This window comes from Streptomyces sp. A0592 (genome assembly GCF_004795115.1).
Lineage (GTDB): Bacteria > Actinomycetota > Actinomycetes > Streptomycetales > Streptomycetaceae > Streptomyces > Streptomyces erythrochromogenes.
Genome location: NZ_SSBM01000004.1, coordinates 168,057 through 185,196, shown reverse-complemented (window position 1 = coordinate 185,196; position 17,140 = coordinate 168,057). Strand labels below are relative to the sequence as shown.

At 71.9% G+C, this 17,140-nt stretch carries 12 protein-coding genes; 2 read left to right on the top strand and 10 right to left on the bottom strand.

All coding sequences use genetic code 11. From position 1 onward, the window contains the following. Nucleotides 1–145: 145 nt before the first annotated feature. The 5 genes from E6U81_RS08390 to E6U81_RS08370 form a co-directional block, all read right to left on the bottom strand. Nucleotides 146–2,029 (bottom strand): NAD(P)-binding protein, encoded by a 1,884-nt coding sequence (locus tag E6U81_RS08390; RefSeq protein WP_136229610.1) that lies wholly within the window; start codon nucleotides 2,027–2,029, stop codon nucleotides 146–148. 94 nt (nucleotides 2,030–2,123) lie between these two features. After that, complete coding sequence (locus tag E6U81_RS08385) at nucleotides 2,124–4,121, bottom strand: UvrD-helicase domain-containing protein (RefSeq protein ID WP_136229453.1); 1,998 nt, start codon at nucleotides 4,119–4,121, stop codon at nucleotides 2,124–2,126. A gap of 176 nt (nucleotides 4,122–4,297) precedes the next feature. Next, a complete protein-coding gene (locus E6U81_RS08380) occupies nucleotides 4,298–6,115 on the bottom strand; it encodes a glyoxal oxidase (RefSeq protein WP_136229452.1) in 1,818 nt (605 codons plus the stop codon). A gap of 287 nt (nucleotides 6,116–6,402) precedes the next feature. Further along, entirely contained in the window at nucleotides 6,403–7,734 is a 1,332-nt protein-coding gene (locus E6U81_RS08375) for a TRAM domain-containing protein (protein ID WP_136229451.1), read from the bottom strand. Between the two features lie 101 nt (nucleotides 7,735–7,835). Continuing rightward, the gene (locus E6U81_RS08370) at nucleotides 7,836–9,890 is read right to left on the bottom strand and encodes an APC family permease (RefSeq protein ID WP_136229450.1); all 2,055 of its coding nucleotides are present in this window, start codon (nucleotides 9,888–9,890) and stop codon (nucleotides 7,836–7,838) included. 283 nt (nucleotides 9,891–10,173) lie between these two features. On the opposite strand from E6U81_RS08370, the gene E6U81_RS08365 reads away from it, so the two are divergent. After that, nucleotides 10,174–10,842 carry a TrkA family potassium uptake protein gene (locus tag E6U81_RS08365; RefSeq protein ID WP_136229449.1) on the top strand — a complete coding sequence of 223 codons (669 nt, stop codon included), beginning with the start codon at nucleotides 10,174–10,176 and terminating at the stop codon, nucleotides 10,840–10,842. Further along, nucleotides 10,839–11,501: a TrkA family potassium uptake protein gene (locus E6U81_RS08360; protein ID WP_030766264.1), complete on the top strand. Its 663-nt coding sequence runs from the start codon at nucleotides 10,839–10,841 to the stop codon at nucleotides 11,499–11,501. The genes E6U81_RS08365 and E6U81_RS08360 overlap by 4 nt, the downstream gene beginning before the upstream one ends. A 173-nt stretch (nucleotides 11,502–11,674) precedes the next feature. Here the strand turns inward: E6U81_RS08360 and E6U81_RS08355 are convergent, their stop codons facing one another. The 5 genes from E6U81_RS08355 to E6U81_RS08335 all read right to left on the bottom strand — a co-directional run bounded on the left by E6U81_RS08355 (nucleotide 11,675) and on the right by E6U81_RS08335 (nucleotide 17,140). Then, nucleotides 11,675–12,406 carry a DUF3159 domain-containing protein gene (locus E6U81_RS08355; protein WP_136229448.1) on the bottom strand — a complete coding sequence of 244 codons (732 nt, stop codon included), beginning with the start codon at nucleotides 12,404–12,406 and terminating at the stop codon, nucleotides 11,675–11,677. 6 nt (nucleotides 12,407–12,412) lie between these two features. Then, nucleotides 12,413–12,832: an OB-fold nucleic acid binding domain-containing protein gene (locus tag E6U81_RS08350; RefSeq protein ID WP_136229447.1), complete on the bottom strand. Its 420-nt coding sequence runs from the start codon at nucleotides 12,830–12,832 to the stop codon at nucleotides 12,413–12,415. A 25-nt stretch (nucleotides 12,833–12,857) separates the two neighbouring features. After that, nucleotides 12,858–13,544 (bottom strand): response regulator, encoded by a 687-nt coding sequence (locus E6U81_RS08345; RefSeq protein ID WP_136229446.1) that lies wholly within the window; start codon nucleotides 13,542–13,544, stop codon nucleotides 12,858–12,860. Next, nucleotides 13,541–16,150, bottom strand: coding sequence for a sensor histidine kinase KdpD (locus E6U81_RS08340; RefSeq protein ID WP_168714584.1), 2,610 nt, complete (start codon nucleotides 16,148–16,150; stop codon nucleotides 13,541–13,543). The genes E6U81_RS08345 and E6U81_RS08340 overlap by 4 nt, the downstream gene beginning before the upstream one ends. A 201-nt stretch (nucleotides 16,151–16,351) precedes the next feature. Then, the gene (locus E6U81_RS08335; protein ID WP_136229445.1) at nucleotides 16,352–17,140 is read right to left on the bottom strand and encodes a DUF3710 domain-containing protein; all 789 of its coding nucleotides are present in this window, start codon (nucleotides 17,138–17,140) and stop codon (nucleotides 16,352–16,354) included.

The window sequence follows — 17,140 nt, the reverse complement described above, 5'->3', positions numbered from 1 at the left end:
CGAACTCCTCGACCGCCCGCAGGTCAGCCACCGTCCTCCCCCGATCCGAAGTCACGCGGTCCGATCCCGCGTCGTCGACAGGACTCCAGGGTGACACGGCACGGAGGGGTGCGAAGGCACCCGCTGCGGGACGGCAGCCGGCGTCTCAGGGGCCGGGTGCGGTGGCGGCGTGACGGCCGAGGAGCTCGGCCAGCCCGCGACGGGTGGCGGCCAGCACGACCCGGTCCCGGGCCTGCAGGACGTACCCGGGGTGCAACTCCCAGACCAGCCCGGCGGCAGGGGCCGGTTCGCCCTCGGGTGCGGCGGCGGACAGATCGGGGCGGCGGTCCTCCGGAGCACTGGTGTCGAGCGCGATCACCCGCCAGGCCCCGGGGCGGAACGATTCGGCGACGGTCCGCCCCTCCAGCTGCGGGTGCCCGGCCACCTCCAGGGCGGCGAAGAGCAGCACGCGCCGCTCCACCGGTACGGCCCCGAGGATCCGACGGCCCATCATCGCGCTCGCGAAGGCCGGGGCCGACAGGTGCGTGACGCTGCGGCTGCGCGTCAGGGCGTCGGGGTGCGCGGTGCGCAGGGTTCGGTAGACGGCGGTCGCGAAGTCGTCCTCGTACAGCCTCATCACGACCCGCAGGTCCGACCGGACCGCCCTCGCGTACAGGGTGGACTCCAGGTTGGTGGTGTCCGAACTGGTCAGCGCCAGCAGGACGTCCGCCCGGTGGACGCGGGCCGACTCCAGCACCCCTTCCTGCGTGGCGTCGCCGAGGACGACGGGAACGCGCAGCCTGCGGGCCAGCGCGACCCCGCGGGCCTCGGGGTCGGACTCCACGCAGACGACGGGGACCTCCATCTCCCGCAGCCTGGCCAGCACCCTGGTCCCGATCTTGCCCAGTCCGAGCAGCACCACGTGCCCGGACAGAGCGCGGGGCACCCGGCGCAGCGCCGACGCGGTCCGGAACGCGCCCAGCCCCTCCAGGGCCGCGGCCACGAGCACCGGCAGCAGGAGCAGTCCGACGAACCCTGCCAGGATCTGCAGCACCTTCCGCTCGGGCGGCTCCGTCACGGCCGGGTCGTTGATCGCGAAGATGTCGAGCAGGGTGATGTACGCGGCGTGCAGCGGATGGTCCCCGGTGGTCAGCCAGGACGCCACCGCCAGGGCGGCCACGACCGCGACGATGCCGGTGAGCGACCAGCGCAGCCGGCGCGAGAACAGCGAGGCGACCGGCAGCGTGGCGGCACCCCGCCGCAGGGGTGCCGTGGGGCCCGCGCGGGAGACCGCCTCCAGCGCCACGATGCCCCGGCCGGTCGCGGCGGCGACCGACCTGTCGTCGGGGAGGAGTTGCGGCCCGCGGTCCCCGCTCCGCTCGGAGCCCTCCGTGCCGGCCGGGTCGCCGGTGGTGGCCGACAGCAGCGCCAGGGTGCACAGTCCGGGTTCGGCGACGCGGCCGCGCCCCGGAGGGGTGCGCTCGACCGCGCGCAGCAGCAGCCCGTCCGCCTGGACGATCTTGCTGGTCCCCGCGACGGCCGACGCGGCGAGAGCGGGCGCGGCCGTGTCCGCGTCGGACAGGACCGTGGTGGACGCGTCCAGCTCCCGCAGGTCCGCACCCGGCTCGGCGACGACGGCCGCCTGGTCGAGGAGTGCCTCCAGGTGCTGGCCCAGCCGGCGGTTGTAGAGCCGGATCACCAGCCGGAGACGGGGGTTGAGCCTGCGGGCCACCAGCGCGGCCCGCAGGTTCGTCTCGTCGTCCTCGTACACCAGGGCCAGTGCGGCAGCACCCGGGACACCGGCTCCGACCAGGACCTCCTCCTCCGGCTCCGCCGCCTCCACCACCCGCAGGGCCCGCTCGTCAACGCCGCGCGGCTGCCGGCCCACGGGCAGCCGGGCCGACAGCCCGAGACGTGCCACGGCCCGGCGGCCCACGACGGGCTGCGGGGCCCGGGCGGTGGGAACCACGAGCGTCACGCGCTCCCGGTACACGTCCTGGAGCTCGGAGGCCAGCCGCCGGGCCAGCCCGTCGTCTCCGCAGACGACCATCCGACCTTCGGGCGAGGGGAGTTGAGAGGTAGTGGGCACGGTCCAAGAATGCCCGCCGCCGCCTCCCCGCGGCGCCGGAACGATCACACGGGGATCACCGCGCCGGCGGGGCGGCGACGCTGCCGAGCCACAGCAGGTCCCGTGCCCGGGTCATGGCCACGAAGAGCTGGCCGCGCCGGAGCTCCGCACGCTCCCGCGCCGTGTCCGTACCCGGCGCCCCGGCCGCGGACTCGGCGTCGTACCGGGGCAGCAACACGTTCTTGAACTCCAGCCCCTTCGCCCGTCGGTAGGTGCCCAGCTTGACGGCGTCGACGGGATGGCCGTCGTACTGCTCCAGCTGGCACACCGGGATCTCGGCCCGGGCCAGCAGCCGCTGGTAGTGGCCGAGGGCCCGCTTGGAGGCGCACAGCAGGGCGGTGTCGGCGAGCGCACCGTCGGGCAGGGCCTTCAAAGCACCCACCAGCTCCCGGTCGTGGGCCTCCACCGTGGGCTCGGCGACCCGCACGACGTTCCCGTCGTGGTAGGTGAGGTCGACATCGCGGCGGCCCGGCGTGGGTTCCCCGTCGATGTCCTCGAAGGCGTCGTCGGCCACGACCGCGAGGGCGGCGTCAAGGATCTGCCTGCTGTTGCGGTAGTTGGTGCGCAGCACCTGCCCGCGGTCACCGCGGATGTCGATGCCGGCGTCGGTGAGGCGGAAGCCGCCCGGGTACACGGTCTGCTGGCCGTCGCCGACGAGCAGCAGGCCGTTGAGCGCGTCGCCGACGAGCGCGTGCAGCAGGCGCACCCCGACGAGTGTGAGGTCCTGGACCTCGTCCACGATGACGGCCGCGTACGGAAGCCCGCCCCTGTCCTTGGACACCTCGTCGAGGGCGAGCGAGAGCACGTCGTTGAAGTCATGGACGCCGCGCTCGCGGCGCCGCGCCTCGTACTCCTCGTACAGCTCCCACACCGACTGCCGCTGCGTACGGTGAAGGCCCGCCCTGCGCCGCTTCCTGACGACGACCGCGTACTCCTCGAAGCGCGTGATGCCGCGCCCCTTGATGACGTAGTCGATCTCCTCCCGCCAGTACGCCGGGCCCGGGTCGATCTGGGCCAGCCGGCTCTCGCGGCCGTGGTCCTTCCACGCCAGGCTGAAGGCGGTCTCGGCCTTGTCCCCGTTCAACCGCACCGGTACGCCGCGCTCCTGCAGGAACTCCTGGGCCCATGAGTGCAGGCTGCGGAAGTCCACCCGGTCGGCGACGGCGGGGGCCATGGTCCTCAGGAAGGTGCTCTGCACGCGGGGCAGGTTGTTGGCGAAGGTGACGTACAGGATGCGGCCCGTCGTACGCCGGGCCAGATGGGCGGCGCGGTGCAGGGCGACGACGGTCTTGCCGGTCCCCGCCGGTCCGCTGATGCGCGCCGGGCCGGACCAGTTGCGGCGTACGAGCGCCACCTGGTCCGGGTGGAGGAAGGTCATCCACTGCTCGATCGGCGCGCGGCGCGCGCCCTCCAGGGCCGCCTCGCGCAGCCCGTCCACATCGAACAGCCCGTCGGGGGGCGCCTGTCGGCCGCTGTCCGGTACCACGCCCTGTTCGAGCGCGAGCCCTTCGCAGCCGGGGAGGACCCTCTCGAGGTGGTCCGCGATCGCCCGGACGGACTCCGCCCGCAGCCGCCGCGGCTGCGCCAGCAGCACGGGCCCGACCTGCTGCTCGCCCAGCAGCCGTATCCGCCCGAGCCCGCGGTCGAGGCTCTGCCCGGCCAGCACCATGACCGGCTGCACCGCCACCGGCGACATCCCGAGCGACGCGGCGGCGCTCTCGGCGACCTTCGTCGCGGCGAGCAGCCCGGCCGCGCCCTCCTCCTGCGGCGCACCGTCCTTCGTCCGGTCGTCGACGCGGACGACGAAGACCCCGCCGGGCCCCACCAACACCAGGTCCGCACGTCCCACGAGCAACCGCCACCCGCGCGCGGTCAGCACGAGCAGCTGCGCGAGGACCCGCCGCTCCCCCTCCCCGCCCGCCCCCGACCACCGCACCTGCCGCCGGGCGGCCTCCCACTGCTCCCGCAGTAACCGCTCCTGCCGCCGCGCCTCCTGCGATGCCCCAGCCCCCATGCCCAGCCCCCCTCGTACACGGAGTGGCGATCATAGGACGCAAAGCAACCAAACCGGCAGACCGCGTACCCGTCGCGATCGCGGGCTTCGCGCTGCCCGAGGGCCCGACCCGGAGTCCTGGGGATCCGGAATCCAGAGCAGGGCCTTCGCTTCGGCTTCGCCGCCGTTCGGTCGGTTCAGCGCAGGGACACGAACTTGGCTGTGCTCGGCACCCCCCTCTCATCCAGCAGGAAGAGCATGTAATGGCCGGGCGGGGCGTCGTTGGCGGAAGGCGGGGCCTGGAGCGAGAGCGCGTCGCCCTGGCGGTGGGCGATCCGCAGTTCCAGATGGCGCTGGCTGGTGTTGACCGCGTGGGTCGCGGTGGTCGGTGCCAGCAGGACGGCCTTCTTGACCTGACCGGGGGTCGAAGTCGTCACCCTGAACCGGGAGTCGTAGCCGATGGGGCCGCCGGGCACTTGGTCGAGCTGGGGCCTGGCGCCCTGGTGGAGGTAGGCGGGCTCGAAGATCTCGATACTGCCGTTCATCTCGTCGTCGATCTTCGGATCGTTGGCGAGCTGCTGGAGTTCGTCACCGGTGACCAGGACGCGGCCGTCGGGCAGGACGACCGAGTTGGCGTGGTAGCCGCGCGGCAGCCGCTGCACGGGCCCGAGCCGCCACTCCCCGAGTGCGTTGCGGGTCTCGATCTGGCGGTACTTGAGATCGGATTTGGGGTTGTAGTCGCCGTTTCCGTAATCCCGGATCCCGTAGGCGCCGTTGACCGTCAGCAGGCTCGCGTCCGGGAGGATCAGGGTGTTGTCCTGGGTCCGGCCGAAGGCGCGCGGGTGCTTCTTCTCCCAGACCCCTCCTGCGAGCTGGTAGGTGTTGGGGTCGTCGCGGTCACCACCGAGGATCAGTACGGAGTCCGGGCCCCGGAAGCCTGCGGGCAGCGGTACCGCCGACCCGTAGCCGCGGTGAACGCCGTCCGGGCGCGCGGGAAGGTCCGTGCGGGTCTCCGCGACGGGGTCGAAGGCCCACTGTCGAGCGGCGTGGCGGCCCAGGCCGTACACCTTGCCGTCGCGCAGCGTGAACAGGTGCGGGTAGTCGCTGTCCTCGCCGAACGGCGCGTCCACGCGAAGGGTGTCGGTGGGAACGTCCCGCGGGATCAGCGTCTTCTCGAACGGCACCGGGTGGCTCTTGGCAGGGAACCGCTCGACGACCGAGGTGGAGGTGCCCCAGCCCTGTTCGGTGTGGCCGGACATGATGAGCAGGCGCCCGTCGGGGGCGGTGGCGACGGACGGGTACCAACGGCCCACCGCCATGTCCTTGTTGACCGCCCACGACTCGGTCCACGGGTCGAAGACGAGGGACAGCTTCGCTCCGGCGCCTCCGCCGTAGCCGAGGTTGCCGCCGAAGACGCCAAGCATGCCGTTGGGCAGGAAGGCGTGCCCGGCGCAGAAGAACGGGGCCGGACGTTTCACGTCCGTGCCATCCGGCACGACCAGCTCGGGCGGGGTGACCTTGGTGAACGCGTCCGGTCCCGTCCCCTTCCCCGGATCCCACAGGAAGGCACGGCCGGCGTTCTCCGGCCCGAGCGTGTTGGTCGGCGCGGGCTCCTCCGTGGGGTCGGTCTCCACCCGCTCGAAGGAGAACAGCAGCACCTTGCCGGTGGGCAGCATGGCGATGTGGGCGGCGAAGTCGGGCGACTGGAAGTACTCCGCGAACTGCCCGTACGCCTTGGGGTGGAACTTCGAGTTCGCCAGCTCCTGGGACCTGGTCAGGTCGCTGAGGCTCTCGATCCGCGCGAGCTGGGAGTACCCGCCCAGAGCCTGGGCCGCCGCGCGGATCTTGGCATGCTCCTGAGCGTGCCCTGCCCCCAGGGTCGCGGCTTCGGCAGCTTCATCGGGATGGCCGGCTCCGTCATGGGCGGCGGCCGGAACGGCGGCGACGAACAGGGCGGTGGCTGCGAGCGCGGAGAGCGACGCCGCGATCCTCCTGGGGCGGTGCCTGCGTGACATGTGACTCCTCACCTGTGAGCACGAGCGGACAGGCGGGCCGCCTGCCGTGGACGATCAGTCACCCACAGCGACAGATGTATGACGTTATGCATGCATACCGCTTGCTGAAGCCGGGCCCTTGATGCAGGGCCGTCAGTGTCACGGACCAGCGCCAACCCGCCCCAACGCCGCTCTCGAGCCACGGCACGGTCCCCCGCACGGCCGTCACTCTTCGTAGACGAACACGCCGAACGCACCTTCCGACCGCCGCCGCCCACCCTCCGGCGCCGACCGCCCCCGGCGACGAATCAGTTCGCCTTCGCGATGGGCTCCAGGATGGCCACGCACTCCACGTGGTGCGTCATCGGGAAGAGGTCGAAGACGCGGAGGGTGCGGGGCTTGTAGCCCGCCTCCGCGAAGTACGCCAGGTCGCGGGCCAGGGCCGCCGGGTCGCAGGCCACGTAGGCGATGCGGCGGGCCGAGAGGCCGGCCACGTGGCGGACCGTCTGCTTGCCGGCGCCCGCGCGCGGGGGGTCCAGGACGACCAGGTCGCACTCCGTGATGCCGGTCTTCGGGAGGACCGTCTCGACCTTGCCCTGTTCGATGCGGACCCGGGGGAAGTCCGCCAGGTTGTGCCGGGCGTCCTCCACCGCGCGCTTCGTCGACTCGATGCCGAGGACGGCGCCCGTCTCGCCGAGGCGCTCGGCCAGGGCTCCCGCGAAGATGCCGACGCCGCAGTACAGGTCGAGGGCCATCTCGCCCTTGCGCGGCATCAGGCCCTGCATGACGGCCTTGATCAGGGTGTCCGCGGCCTGCGGGTGGACCTGCCAGAAGCCGCCCATGCCGACGCGGTACGTACGGCCGTCCGCCCGCTCCCGGACGAAGGGGCGGCCGTGGACGCGGTGGACGCCGCCGTCCTTCTCCTCCACGCGCAGGACGGAGACCGGCTTGTCCAGCTCGACGAGCGGGAGGCGGCCGCCCGGGCGCGGGGTGAGGACGACCTGGCGGTCCTGGGAGCCGGTCGCGGCGATGGCCTCGACCGTGGCCATCTGGGGCCAGTCCTGCTTCTCGATGCCGAGCTCGCTGACGCCCGGCGCCGCGATCATGCAGTGGTCGATCGGCTCGATCTCGTGCGAGCGGTGCTTGCGCAGGCCGACGGTGCCGTCCTCGTCGACCGCGTACTGCACGCGCGTGCGCCACTGCGGCACCTGCCCGGCCGGCAGCTTGTCGCCCTCGGCCGGCATCACGGTGCCGTCCCAGCCGGCCTCCTCCGCGGTGAGCCCGGCGAGCCGCTTCAGCTGCTCGGCGACGACCTCGCCCTTGAGCCGGCGCTGCGCGCCCGGCTTGGCGTGCTGCCAGTCGCAGCCGCCGCACTTGCCGGGGCCGGCGTACGGGCAGGGGGCCTCGACGCGGTCCTTGGAGGCGTCGAGCACGGTGATCGCGTCGGCGCGCAGGAAGCGGGAGTCGACGTCGCCCTCGGTGACCTTCGCGACGACCTTCTCGCCGGGCAGGGTGTGGCGGACGAACAGGACGCGGCCCTCGGCGGTCCGGGCGATGCAGTGACCGCCGTGCGCGACGGGACCGACTTCGACCTCGTACTCCTCCCCGACCAGTGACTGCTTCTCGTTCTGCTCCGTCATGGCGGGGAGGCTCCAAGGCTAAGAAAGACCAAAAAAAGTGAACGGCCGGACGACCGACCCACCAGTTTACGTGGATCTCGTCCGGCCGTTCACCAACCCGTTCAGCCCTTGCCGGTCGGCGCCTTCGGCGGCCGCGGCGTGTCCACCGGACCGCGGCGGACCGAGCCCGGTGCGTTCCAGTCCTGGCGCTTCTTAGCCCGCCGCTTGGCGAGCTCCGAGGATTCGAGCTGGTAGGGCACCGAGGTGACCATCACACCGGGGGTGAAGAGCAGCCGGCCCTTGAGGCGCAGCGCGCTCTGGTTGTGCAGCAGGTGCTCCCACCAGCGGCCGACGACGTACTCGGGGATGTAGACGCTGACCGCGTCGCGCGGGTTCTCGCTGCGCAGGCCCTTGACGTACTCGACCACCGGGCGGGTGATCTCGCGGTAGGGCGAGTCGAGGATCTTGAGCGGGACGTTGATCCCGCGCCGGTCCCACTCCTCGCGCAGGGCCTTGGTCTCGGCCGTGTCGACGCTGATGCTGACCGCTTCCAGGGTGTCCGAGCGGGTGAGCTTGGCGAAGGCCAGGGCGCGCAGCGTGGGCTTGTGCACCTTGGAGACCAGGACGATCGAGTGGACCCGGGAGGGGCGCACGCTGTCGTCGCTGGGGCCCTCGGCGGCGGCGATCTCGGCGGACACCCGGTCGTAGTGCTTCCGGATCGCGGTCATCGTGCCGTAGAAGATCACCATGCCGAGCAGGGCGACCCAGGCGCCGTGGGTGAACTTGGTGGCCAGGACGATGACCAGGACCATGCCGGTGAAGAAGGCGCCGAAGGTGTTGATCGCCCGGGAGCGGTGCATGCGCCGGCGGGCGGCGACGTCGCGCTCCGTCTTCAGGTGCCGGTTCCAGTGCCGAACCATGCCGATCTGGCTGAGCGTGAAGGACACGAACACGCCGACGATGTAGAGCTGGATCAGCTTCGTCGAGTCCGCGTCGTAGATCCAGACGAGCAGTATGGCGGCGCCGGCGAGGAGCACGATGCCGTTGGAGAAGGCGAGCCGGTCGCCGCGCGTGTGCAGCTGGCGCGGCAGGTAGCGGTCCTGCGCGAGGATCGAGCCGAGCAGCGGGAAGCCGTTGTACGCGGTGTTCGCGGCCAGGAAGAGGACGAGCGCGGTGGCCGTGGCCAGCAGGAGGAAGAGGATGCTGTCGCCGCCGAAGACGGCTTCGCCGACCTGGGAGATCACCGGGTCCTGGACGTACTCGGGGCCGACCGGGACACCGTTGTGCAGCAGGTCCACGGCGGGGTTCTCGGCCATCCGCACATCGGTGGCCATGGCCAGGCCGATGATCCCGCAGAACATGGTGACGGCCAGCCCGCCCATGAGGGCGAGGGTGGTGGCGGCGTTCTTGCTCTTGGGCTTGCGGAAGGCGGGTACGCCGTTGCTGATCGCCTCGACGCCGGTCAGTGCGGCACAGCCCGAGGAGAAGGCGCGCAGCAGTAGGAAGACCATGGCGAAGCCGGCCAGGCCCTTCTGCTCCGGTTCGATCTCGAAGTCGGCCGTCGGCGCCGACATGCTCTCGCCGAGGACGATGCCCTTCCAGGCACCCCAGCCGATCATGACGAAAACCGCGGCGACGAAGACATAGGTCGGGATCGCGAACAGCTTGCCGGACTCCTTCACCCCGCGCAGATTCATCAGCGTGAGCAGAAGGATCATGACGATCGCCGAGAGCACCTTGTGCTCGATGACGAAATGCACGGCGGAGCCGAGGTTCTCCACTCCGGAGGAAATCGATACGGCGACGGTCAGGACGTAGTCGACGAGCAGAGCACTCGCGACGGTCAGGCCGGCCCGGGGTCCGAGGTTGGTGTTGGCCACCTCGTAGTCGCCACCGCCGCTGGGGTAGGCGTGCACGTTCTGCCGGTAGGAGGCGACCACCGTGAACATCAGCACCACGACCGCGAGGGCGATCCAGGGGCTGTACTGGTAGGAGGCGACCCCCGCGATCGACAGGACCAGCAGGACCTCGCCCGGGGCGTAGGCCACGGACGAGAGAGGGTCGGACGCGAAGACGGGAAGGGCGATCCGCTTGGGAAGGAGTGTTTCCCCGAGGCGGTCGCTGTGCAGCGCCCGGCCGATCAGGATCCGTTTGGGCACGTCGGTCAGTTTGGACACGCAGAGGATCGTAAGCGTTCGAAATCAGACTGACGAACCCCCCACCCCCTCATACCGCAATCCCGTTGCATTTCCTCCCCGACCGCACCACGACCGCACCACGAGTGCGCCCCTGATGCGGCCCGGACGCGCTCGGATGCGTCCCGGTGCGGCCCGAGAAGCCCCAAGAGGCCACAGCCATGACCGCCCGTGTGTAGCTTGGGCCATGGTCTGAGACCCTGTTAAACCAGAGCATGCAATGAGGCTGGGAACCAGCGAGTCGCTGACAGCCGGAAGGACGGCCGTGCACATCGTCATCATGGGTTGCGGAAGGGTGGGCTCCGCCCTCGCGCAAACCCTGGAACAGCAGGGTCATACGGTCGCAGTCGTCGACCAGGACCCCACCGCATTCCGCCGGCTGGGCGCCGGTTTCGGCGGCCGCCGCGTCACCGGGGTCGGCTTCGACCAGGACACCCTGCGGGAGGCGGGAATCGAGGACGCGGGCGCGTTCGCGGCCGTCAGCAGTGGTGACAATTCCAACATCATCGCCGCGCGGGTGGCCCGCGAGATGTTCGGCGTCGAGAACGTCGCCGCGCGCATCTACGACCCCAAGCGCGCCGAGGTCTACCAGCGCCTGGGCATCCCCACCGTCGCCACCGTGCGGTGGACCGCCGACCAGATGCTGCGCCGGCTGCTGCCGTCGGGCGCCGAGCCGCTGTGGCGGGACCCGAGCGGTGGCGTGCAGCTCGCCGAGGTGCACACCTCCCCCTCCTGGATCGGCCACAAGGTCAGCAAGATCCAGGAGGAGACCGGTGTCCGTGTCGCGTTCCTCACCCGGCTGGGCGAGGCCATGCTGCCGACGTCGCAGACGGTGCTGCAGGAGGGCGACCTCGTCCACGTGATGATGCGCACGGACGAGATCGACAAGGTCGAGGCGGCTTTCGCCGAGGGGCCTGAGGAGGCACACGCATGAGGGTCGCTATCGCCGGGGCAGGCGCGGTGGGCCGCTCCATCGCGGGCGAGCTGCTGGAGAACGGCCACGAGGTGCTCCTGGTCGACAAGGCGCCGACCGCCATCTCGGTGGAGCGGGTGCCGCAGGCCGAGTGGCTGCTGGCGGACGCCTGCGAGATCACCTCGCTGGACGAGGCGGCGCTGCAGCGCTGCAACGTGGTCATCGCTGCGACCGGCGACGACAAGGTCAACCTCGTCGTCTCGCTGCTCGCGAAGACCGAGTACGGGGTGCCGCGGGTGGTGGCCCGCGTCAACAACCCGAAGAACGAGTGGCTCTTCAACGAGTCCTGGGGCGTGGACGTCGCGGTCTCCACGCCGCGCCTGATGTCGGCCCTGGTCGAGGAGGCCGTGAGCGTCGGCGACCTGGTACGGCTGCTGCGCTTCAGCCACGGCGACGCCAACCTGGTCGAGCTGACCCTGCCGCCCGACTCCTCGGTCGCGGGTACGCAGATCAGCGAGATCAGCTGGCCCGAGGACACCTCGCTCGTCACGATCATCCGGGGCAACCGGGTGCTGACGCCGCACGGCGAGGAGACCCTGGAGCCGGGCGACGAGCTGCTCTTCGTGGCCGCCCAGGCCCGCGAGGAGCAGCTGGAGGACCTCCTCCAGGCCCGCCGCTAGCGCTCGGCCGTGCGGCGGCGGGCTCGACGGGCGAAGGGGGCGCACCCGGCCGGGTGCGCCCCCTTCGCGCTCCCCCGCCGCCGCACGGCCGGGGTCGTCCGGCGAACGGCGCAGGGGCGGGACCGGCCCGATGGCCGGTCCCGCCCCTGCGTGGTTCGCCGTGTGCCGGCCGGTCACGCCTTCCGGTGGGACGGCGCCTTGCGGGCCTCCTCGGCGGCCTCCTTGGCCTCCCACTCCGCGATCACGTCGATCGGCGGCGGCGCCTTCGCCAGGAAGACCCAGGTGAAGTACACCGCGAGGACCATCGGCGGGAGCTTCAGCGCGATCAGCACCCAGCCCAGCTGCGTCGCGTCGCCCCACCAGTACAGCGGGAAGAGGATCGCGTACTTGGCGAGGAAGATCAGCCCCCAGGCCAGGCTGGCCTTGGTGTACGCCTTCTTGCGCCCGGGGTTGCGGGTGCGCCAGGACAGGTTCTCCTTGAAGACCGGTCCGAGGATCACGCCCAGCAGCGGGAAGCCCACCAGCGCCGAGACCGTGAAGGCCACGCCCAGGCCGACGCCGTAGATCATGCCCGGCAGGTAGAAGCCCTTCGCGCTGCCCGTGAAGAGGGCGAAGGCCACGCCCACGCCCACGCCGAAGACGCCGCTGAAGGCGTGCTTGACCGTGTCCTTGCGCAGCAGCCGCACGATCACCAGCAGCACGGCGACCGCGCCCGCCGCGATGGCGGACATCTTCACGTCCTTGTTGATCGTGTAGATCATCACGAAGAGCAGCCCGGGGAGCATCGTCTCGATGGTGCCCCGGACACCTCCGAACGCGTCGAACAGCGCCGCCTGCGTCACAGCCTTCTGGTCCTCGGACGGCTCGGCGCCGGGCTCCGGGTTGGTCGGTTTGTCGAGTGACATCGCCGGTTACTGCTCCTGTCCGAGCGGTCGGAGTTCGTACTTCGGGTTGAACAGCACCCGACGGCCGTGACTCAGCGAGATGCGCCCGGAGGCGATCATGCGTCTCCCGGGCTCGATTCCCACGATCGAGCGACGCCCGAGCCAGACCACGTCCAGTGCGCCGGAGCCGTCGAACAGCTCGGCCTCCAGGGCGGGGACTCCGGCCCGCGGCCGCAGGGTGACCGTGCGGAGGGTGCCGGTCACCTTGACTATCTGGCGGTCGTCGCAGTCGCAGATCCGCGTACACCCCGCGGCTTCTGCGTCCTCCTGCAGCTCCGCGGAGTGCAGGTCCTCCTGCGAGGTCGACAGCCGCTCGATCATCCGGCGGAACCGGCCCGCCGGCCTGGCCGGCTTCGCGGGCTTCTCGGGACGCGGTTCAGCACTCATACAGGAAAGCCTACCGGCGCGCCCACTACCTCTCGAAGCGGTATCCCATGCCCGGTTCGGTGATGAAGTGCCGCGGATGCGAGGGATCCGCCTCCAGCTTGCGCCGCAACTGGGCCATGTAGACCCGCAGGTAGTTCGTCTCGGTGCCGTAACTGGGCCCCCAGACCTCCTGGAGCAGCTGCTTCTGGCTGACCAGCTTGCCGCCGTTGCGGACCAGCACCTCCAGCAGGTGCCACTCGGTGGGGGTCAGCCGTACGTCGCGCCCCTCGCGCACCGCCTTCTTGGCGGCCAGGTCCACCGTGAAGCCCTCGGTCGCCACGACCACCTCGTCCTCGCCGGACCCGGCGGACGGTTCGGCCCGGCGGACGGCGGCGCGCAGCCTGGCCAGCAGCTCGTCCATGCCGAAGGGCTTGGTGACGTAGTCGTCGGCGCCCGCGTCCAGGGCCTCGACCTTCTCGTCGGAGCTGTGCCGGGCGGAGAGGACCAGGATCGGCACGCGGGTCCAACCGCGCAGCCCCCTGATCACCTCCACCCCGTCCATGTCCGGCAGGCCGAGGTCGAGGACGACCACGTCGGGGTGGCGGGCCGCCGCGAGCTCCAGTGCGCTCGCGCCGTCGGCGGCGGCGTCGACCTCGTACTTGCGTGCCTTCAGATTGATCACGAGGGCTCGGACGATCTGCGGCTCGTCGTCCACCACGAGCACCCGGGTCATTGGGGTCCTGCCTTCTGTCGTGTCGTCCGGTCACGGTCGTGACCGGTGTCGAGGGGGTGGTCCGTACCGGCGCCGTCCACCGTGCCACGGGCCGGTGCCGGGCCGCGGGGCACCGCGCGCAGGGTCAGCACCATGGTCAGCCCGCCGCCGGGGGTGTCCTCGGCGGCGAGGGTGCCGTTCATGGACTCGGTGAAACCGCGGGCGACGGCCAGTCCCAGGCCGACTCCGGCGCCGCGCGGGGCGTCCCCGTACCGCTGGAAGGGGGCGAAGATCCGGTCCTTCGCCTCGTCGGGGACCCCCGGCCCGCGGTCGACGACCCGCACCTCGACCCGGTCGTCGAGGCTGCTGGCCGCCACCAGTACCGGTGTGCCGGCCGGGCTGTACTTGACGGCGTTCTCCACGACGTTGGCCACGGCCCGCTCCAGCAGCCCGGGGTCCACCGCCACCATCGGCAGCGACTCGGGCACGTCCAGCAGCACGCTGTCCTCCGGTACGCCGCCCAGCGCCATCGGGACCACCTCGTCGAGGTCGATCTCCCGGATCAGCGGGGTGACGGTCCCGGTCTGCAGCCGCGACATGTCCAGCAGGTTGCCCACGAGGTGGTCGAGGCGGTCGGCCCCGTCCTCGATGCCCTCCAGGAGCACGGCGCGGTCCTCCTCCGACCATTCCACGTCGTCGGAGCGCAGCGAGGTCACGGAGGCCTTGATGGAGGCCAGCGGCGTACGCAGGTCATGGCTGACGGCGGCCAGCAGGGCGGTCCTGATCCGGTTGCCCTCGGCCTGCCGGCGGGCGTCCTCCGCCTCGCCGACCAGCCGCTGGCGGTCCAGGACCACGGCGGCCTGGGCGGCGAAGGCGCCGAGCACCCGGCGGTCCTCGGCGGGCAGGACCCGCCCGGACAGGGCGAGCGCCATGTGGTCGCCGATGGGCATGTCCACGTCGGCGTCCTCGGGCCGGGCGACCGGGCCGGGGCCGACGCTGCCGGCCGGTTTCCAGGGCTCCAGGTCGTTCGCCCGCTCCAGCAGGGCCACCGACTCCATGGCGAAGGTCTCGCGCACCCGCTCCAGCAGCGCGTCCAGCGTGGTCTCCCCCCGCAGCACGCTCCCGGCGAGGAAGGAGAGGATCTCGGACTCGGCGCGCAGCCGGGCGGCCTGGTGGGTGCGGCGGGCGGCCAGGTCCACCACCGAGGCCACCGAGACGGCGACGCCGAAGAAGACGGTGATGGCCACGATGTTCCTGGGGTCGGACACGGTGAACCGGTGGAGCGGCGGCGCGAAGAAGTAGTTCATCAGCAGCGAGCCGAGGGCGGCGGAGGCGAGGGCCGGCCAGAGCCCGCCCAGCAGCGCGGCGGCCACCGTCAGCGCCAGGAACAGCAGCATGTCGTTGGCGAGCCCGAGGTCGGCGTCGACGTGGGTGAGCAGCAGGCACAGCAGCACCGGGAAGACCGTACCCACCACCCAGCCGGCCACGATCCGGTTGCGGCCGAGCCGGGCCGCCGAGCGGGCGACGGGCAGGCCGCGCCCCTTGGCGACCTCCTCGTGCGTGACGATGTGGACGTCGAGGTCGGGTCCCGAGTCGCGGGCCACGCTCGCGCCGACGCCGGGGCCGAGGACGTACTGCCAGGAGCGGCGGCGGCTGGAGCCGAGCACGATCTGGGTGGCGTTGACCCCGCGCGCGAAGGCGAGCAGGGCGTCGGGGATGTTGTCGCCGATGACGTGGTGAAACGTTCCTCCGACGTCCTCCACCAGCGTCCGCTGGACCGCGAGCTCCTTCGGCGAGGCGGCGGTCAGGCCGTCGCTGCGGGCGATGTAGACGGCGAGGATCTCGCTGCCCGAGCCCTTGGCCGCCATCCGCGACGCGCGCCGGATGAGGGTGCGTCCCTCGGGCCCGCCGGTGAGCCCGACGACGATCCGCTCCCGCGCCTGCCAGGTCGAGCGGATGCCCTGCTCGCCCCGGTACTGCTGGAGGTACTCGTCCGCCCGGTCGGCCACCCACAGCAGTGCGAGCTCGCGCAGGGCGGTGAGGTTGCCCGGCCGGAAGTAGTTGGAAAGGGCCGCGTCGACCTTCTCGGGCTTGTATATGTTCCCGTGCGCCATCCGCCGGCGCAGCGCCTGCGGGGACATGTCGACGAGCTCGACCTGGTCGGCCCGGCGGACGACCTCGTCGGGCACGGTCTCCCGCTGCCGCACCCCGGTGATCGCCTCGACCACGTCCCCGAGGGACTCCAGGTGCTGGATGTTGACGGTCGACACGACGTCGATGCCGGCCCGCAGCAGCTCCTCCACGTCCTGCCAGCGCTTGGCGTTGCGCGATCCGGGGACGTTGGTGTGCGCGAGCTCGTCCACGAGCGCTATGGCCGGTCGGCGGGCGAGGAGCGCGTCCACGTCCATCTCGGTGAAGGTGGCCCCGCGGTAGGTCAGGGTCCGGCGTTCCACCTGTTCGAGTCCGTGGAGCATGACCTCCGTACGCGGCCGCCCGTGGTGCTCGACGAAGCCGACGACGCAGTCCGCGCCCCGCTCCGTCCTGCGGTGCCCCTCGGAGAGCATCGCGTAGGTCTTGCCCACGCCGGGTGCCGCGCCGAGATAGATCCTGAGCTTGCCGCGTCCCATGCGCTCATTCTCGGGGACGTACGGGCCGGGCACGCACCGATCCCGTCCCGGGGGCCGATCCCTGACGGATCTCTGACGCGGGCCGCGGCGCCTCCTCCGCGGTGCGCGAAAGCCGGTGGGCCCCACCCCGAAGGAGTGGGGCCCACCGGCCGGAAAGACGACGAGCCCCCCTGTGCGCGGGGGCCGTCCGGGATCCGCGGGTCAGCGGACCTCGGTGATCTCCGGGCCGCGCTCCAGCTGGCCCATGCCGCCGCCGAAGCGGGAGCCTTCCTGCTCCTCCGTCTGCACGCCGTCCGGCACCATCTGGGCGTCGTTCGGCAGCTTCAGGACGATCGGGTCGCGCGGGGCCATCGGGCCGTCGCCGCGGACGACGACGGTGTCCCGGAAGATCTGCTCCAGCACGCCCGCCGACTCGGGGCGCACCGCGCCCTGGCCGGAGATGACGCCCCGCAGGAACCAGCGCGGGCCGTCCACGCCGACGAAGCGGACCAGCTGGGCGCCGGTCTGCCCGTCGGGCAGCGGGACGGGAACCTGCGCGCGCAGCTCCCAGCCCAGGGTGCCCTGGACCTCGTCGATGATGCCGCCCTGCTGGGTGATGCCCGCGGCGATCTCGTCGCGGACCTCGCCCCAGATGCCTTCCTTCTTGGGCGCGGCGAAGGCCTGCAGCTGCACGGCGCTGTCGCCCAGCACCACGGTGGCGGCCACGATGGCGTCCCCGGCGACCTCGACGCGCAGTTCCATGCCGTCGACACCGGGTACGAAGATGCCGCCCAGGTCGACCCGGCCGTCGGCCGGGTTCCCGAGTACCTCGGAGACGTCCCAGGGGCCGTCCGGCCGCGGGGCCGGGGGCAGGTTGATCCGGCGCGGCGCGGCAGCGCCGCCGTCCGACTCGCCCGCGTCGTCCTGCTCAGCGGCGGCGACGCCGTCTACGACCTGCTCGGCCGCGCCGCCGTCATGGGCGGAGTCGTTCTTCTTGCGACGTCCGAACAC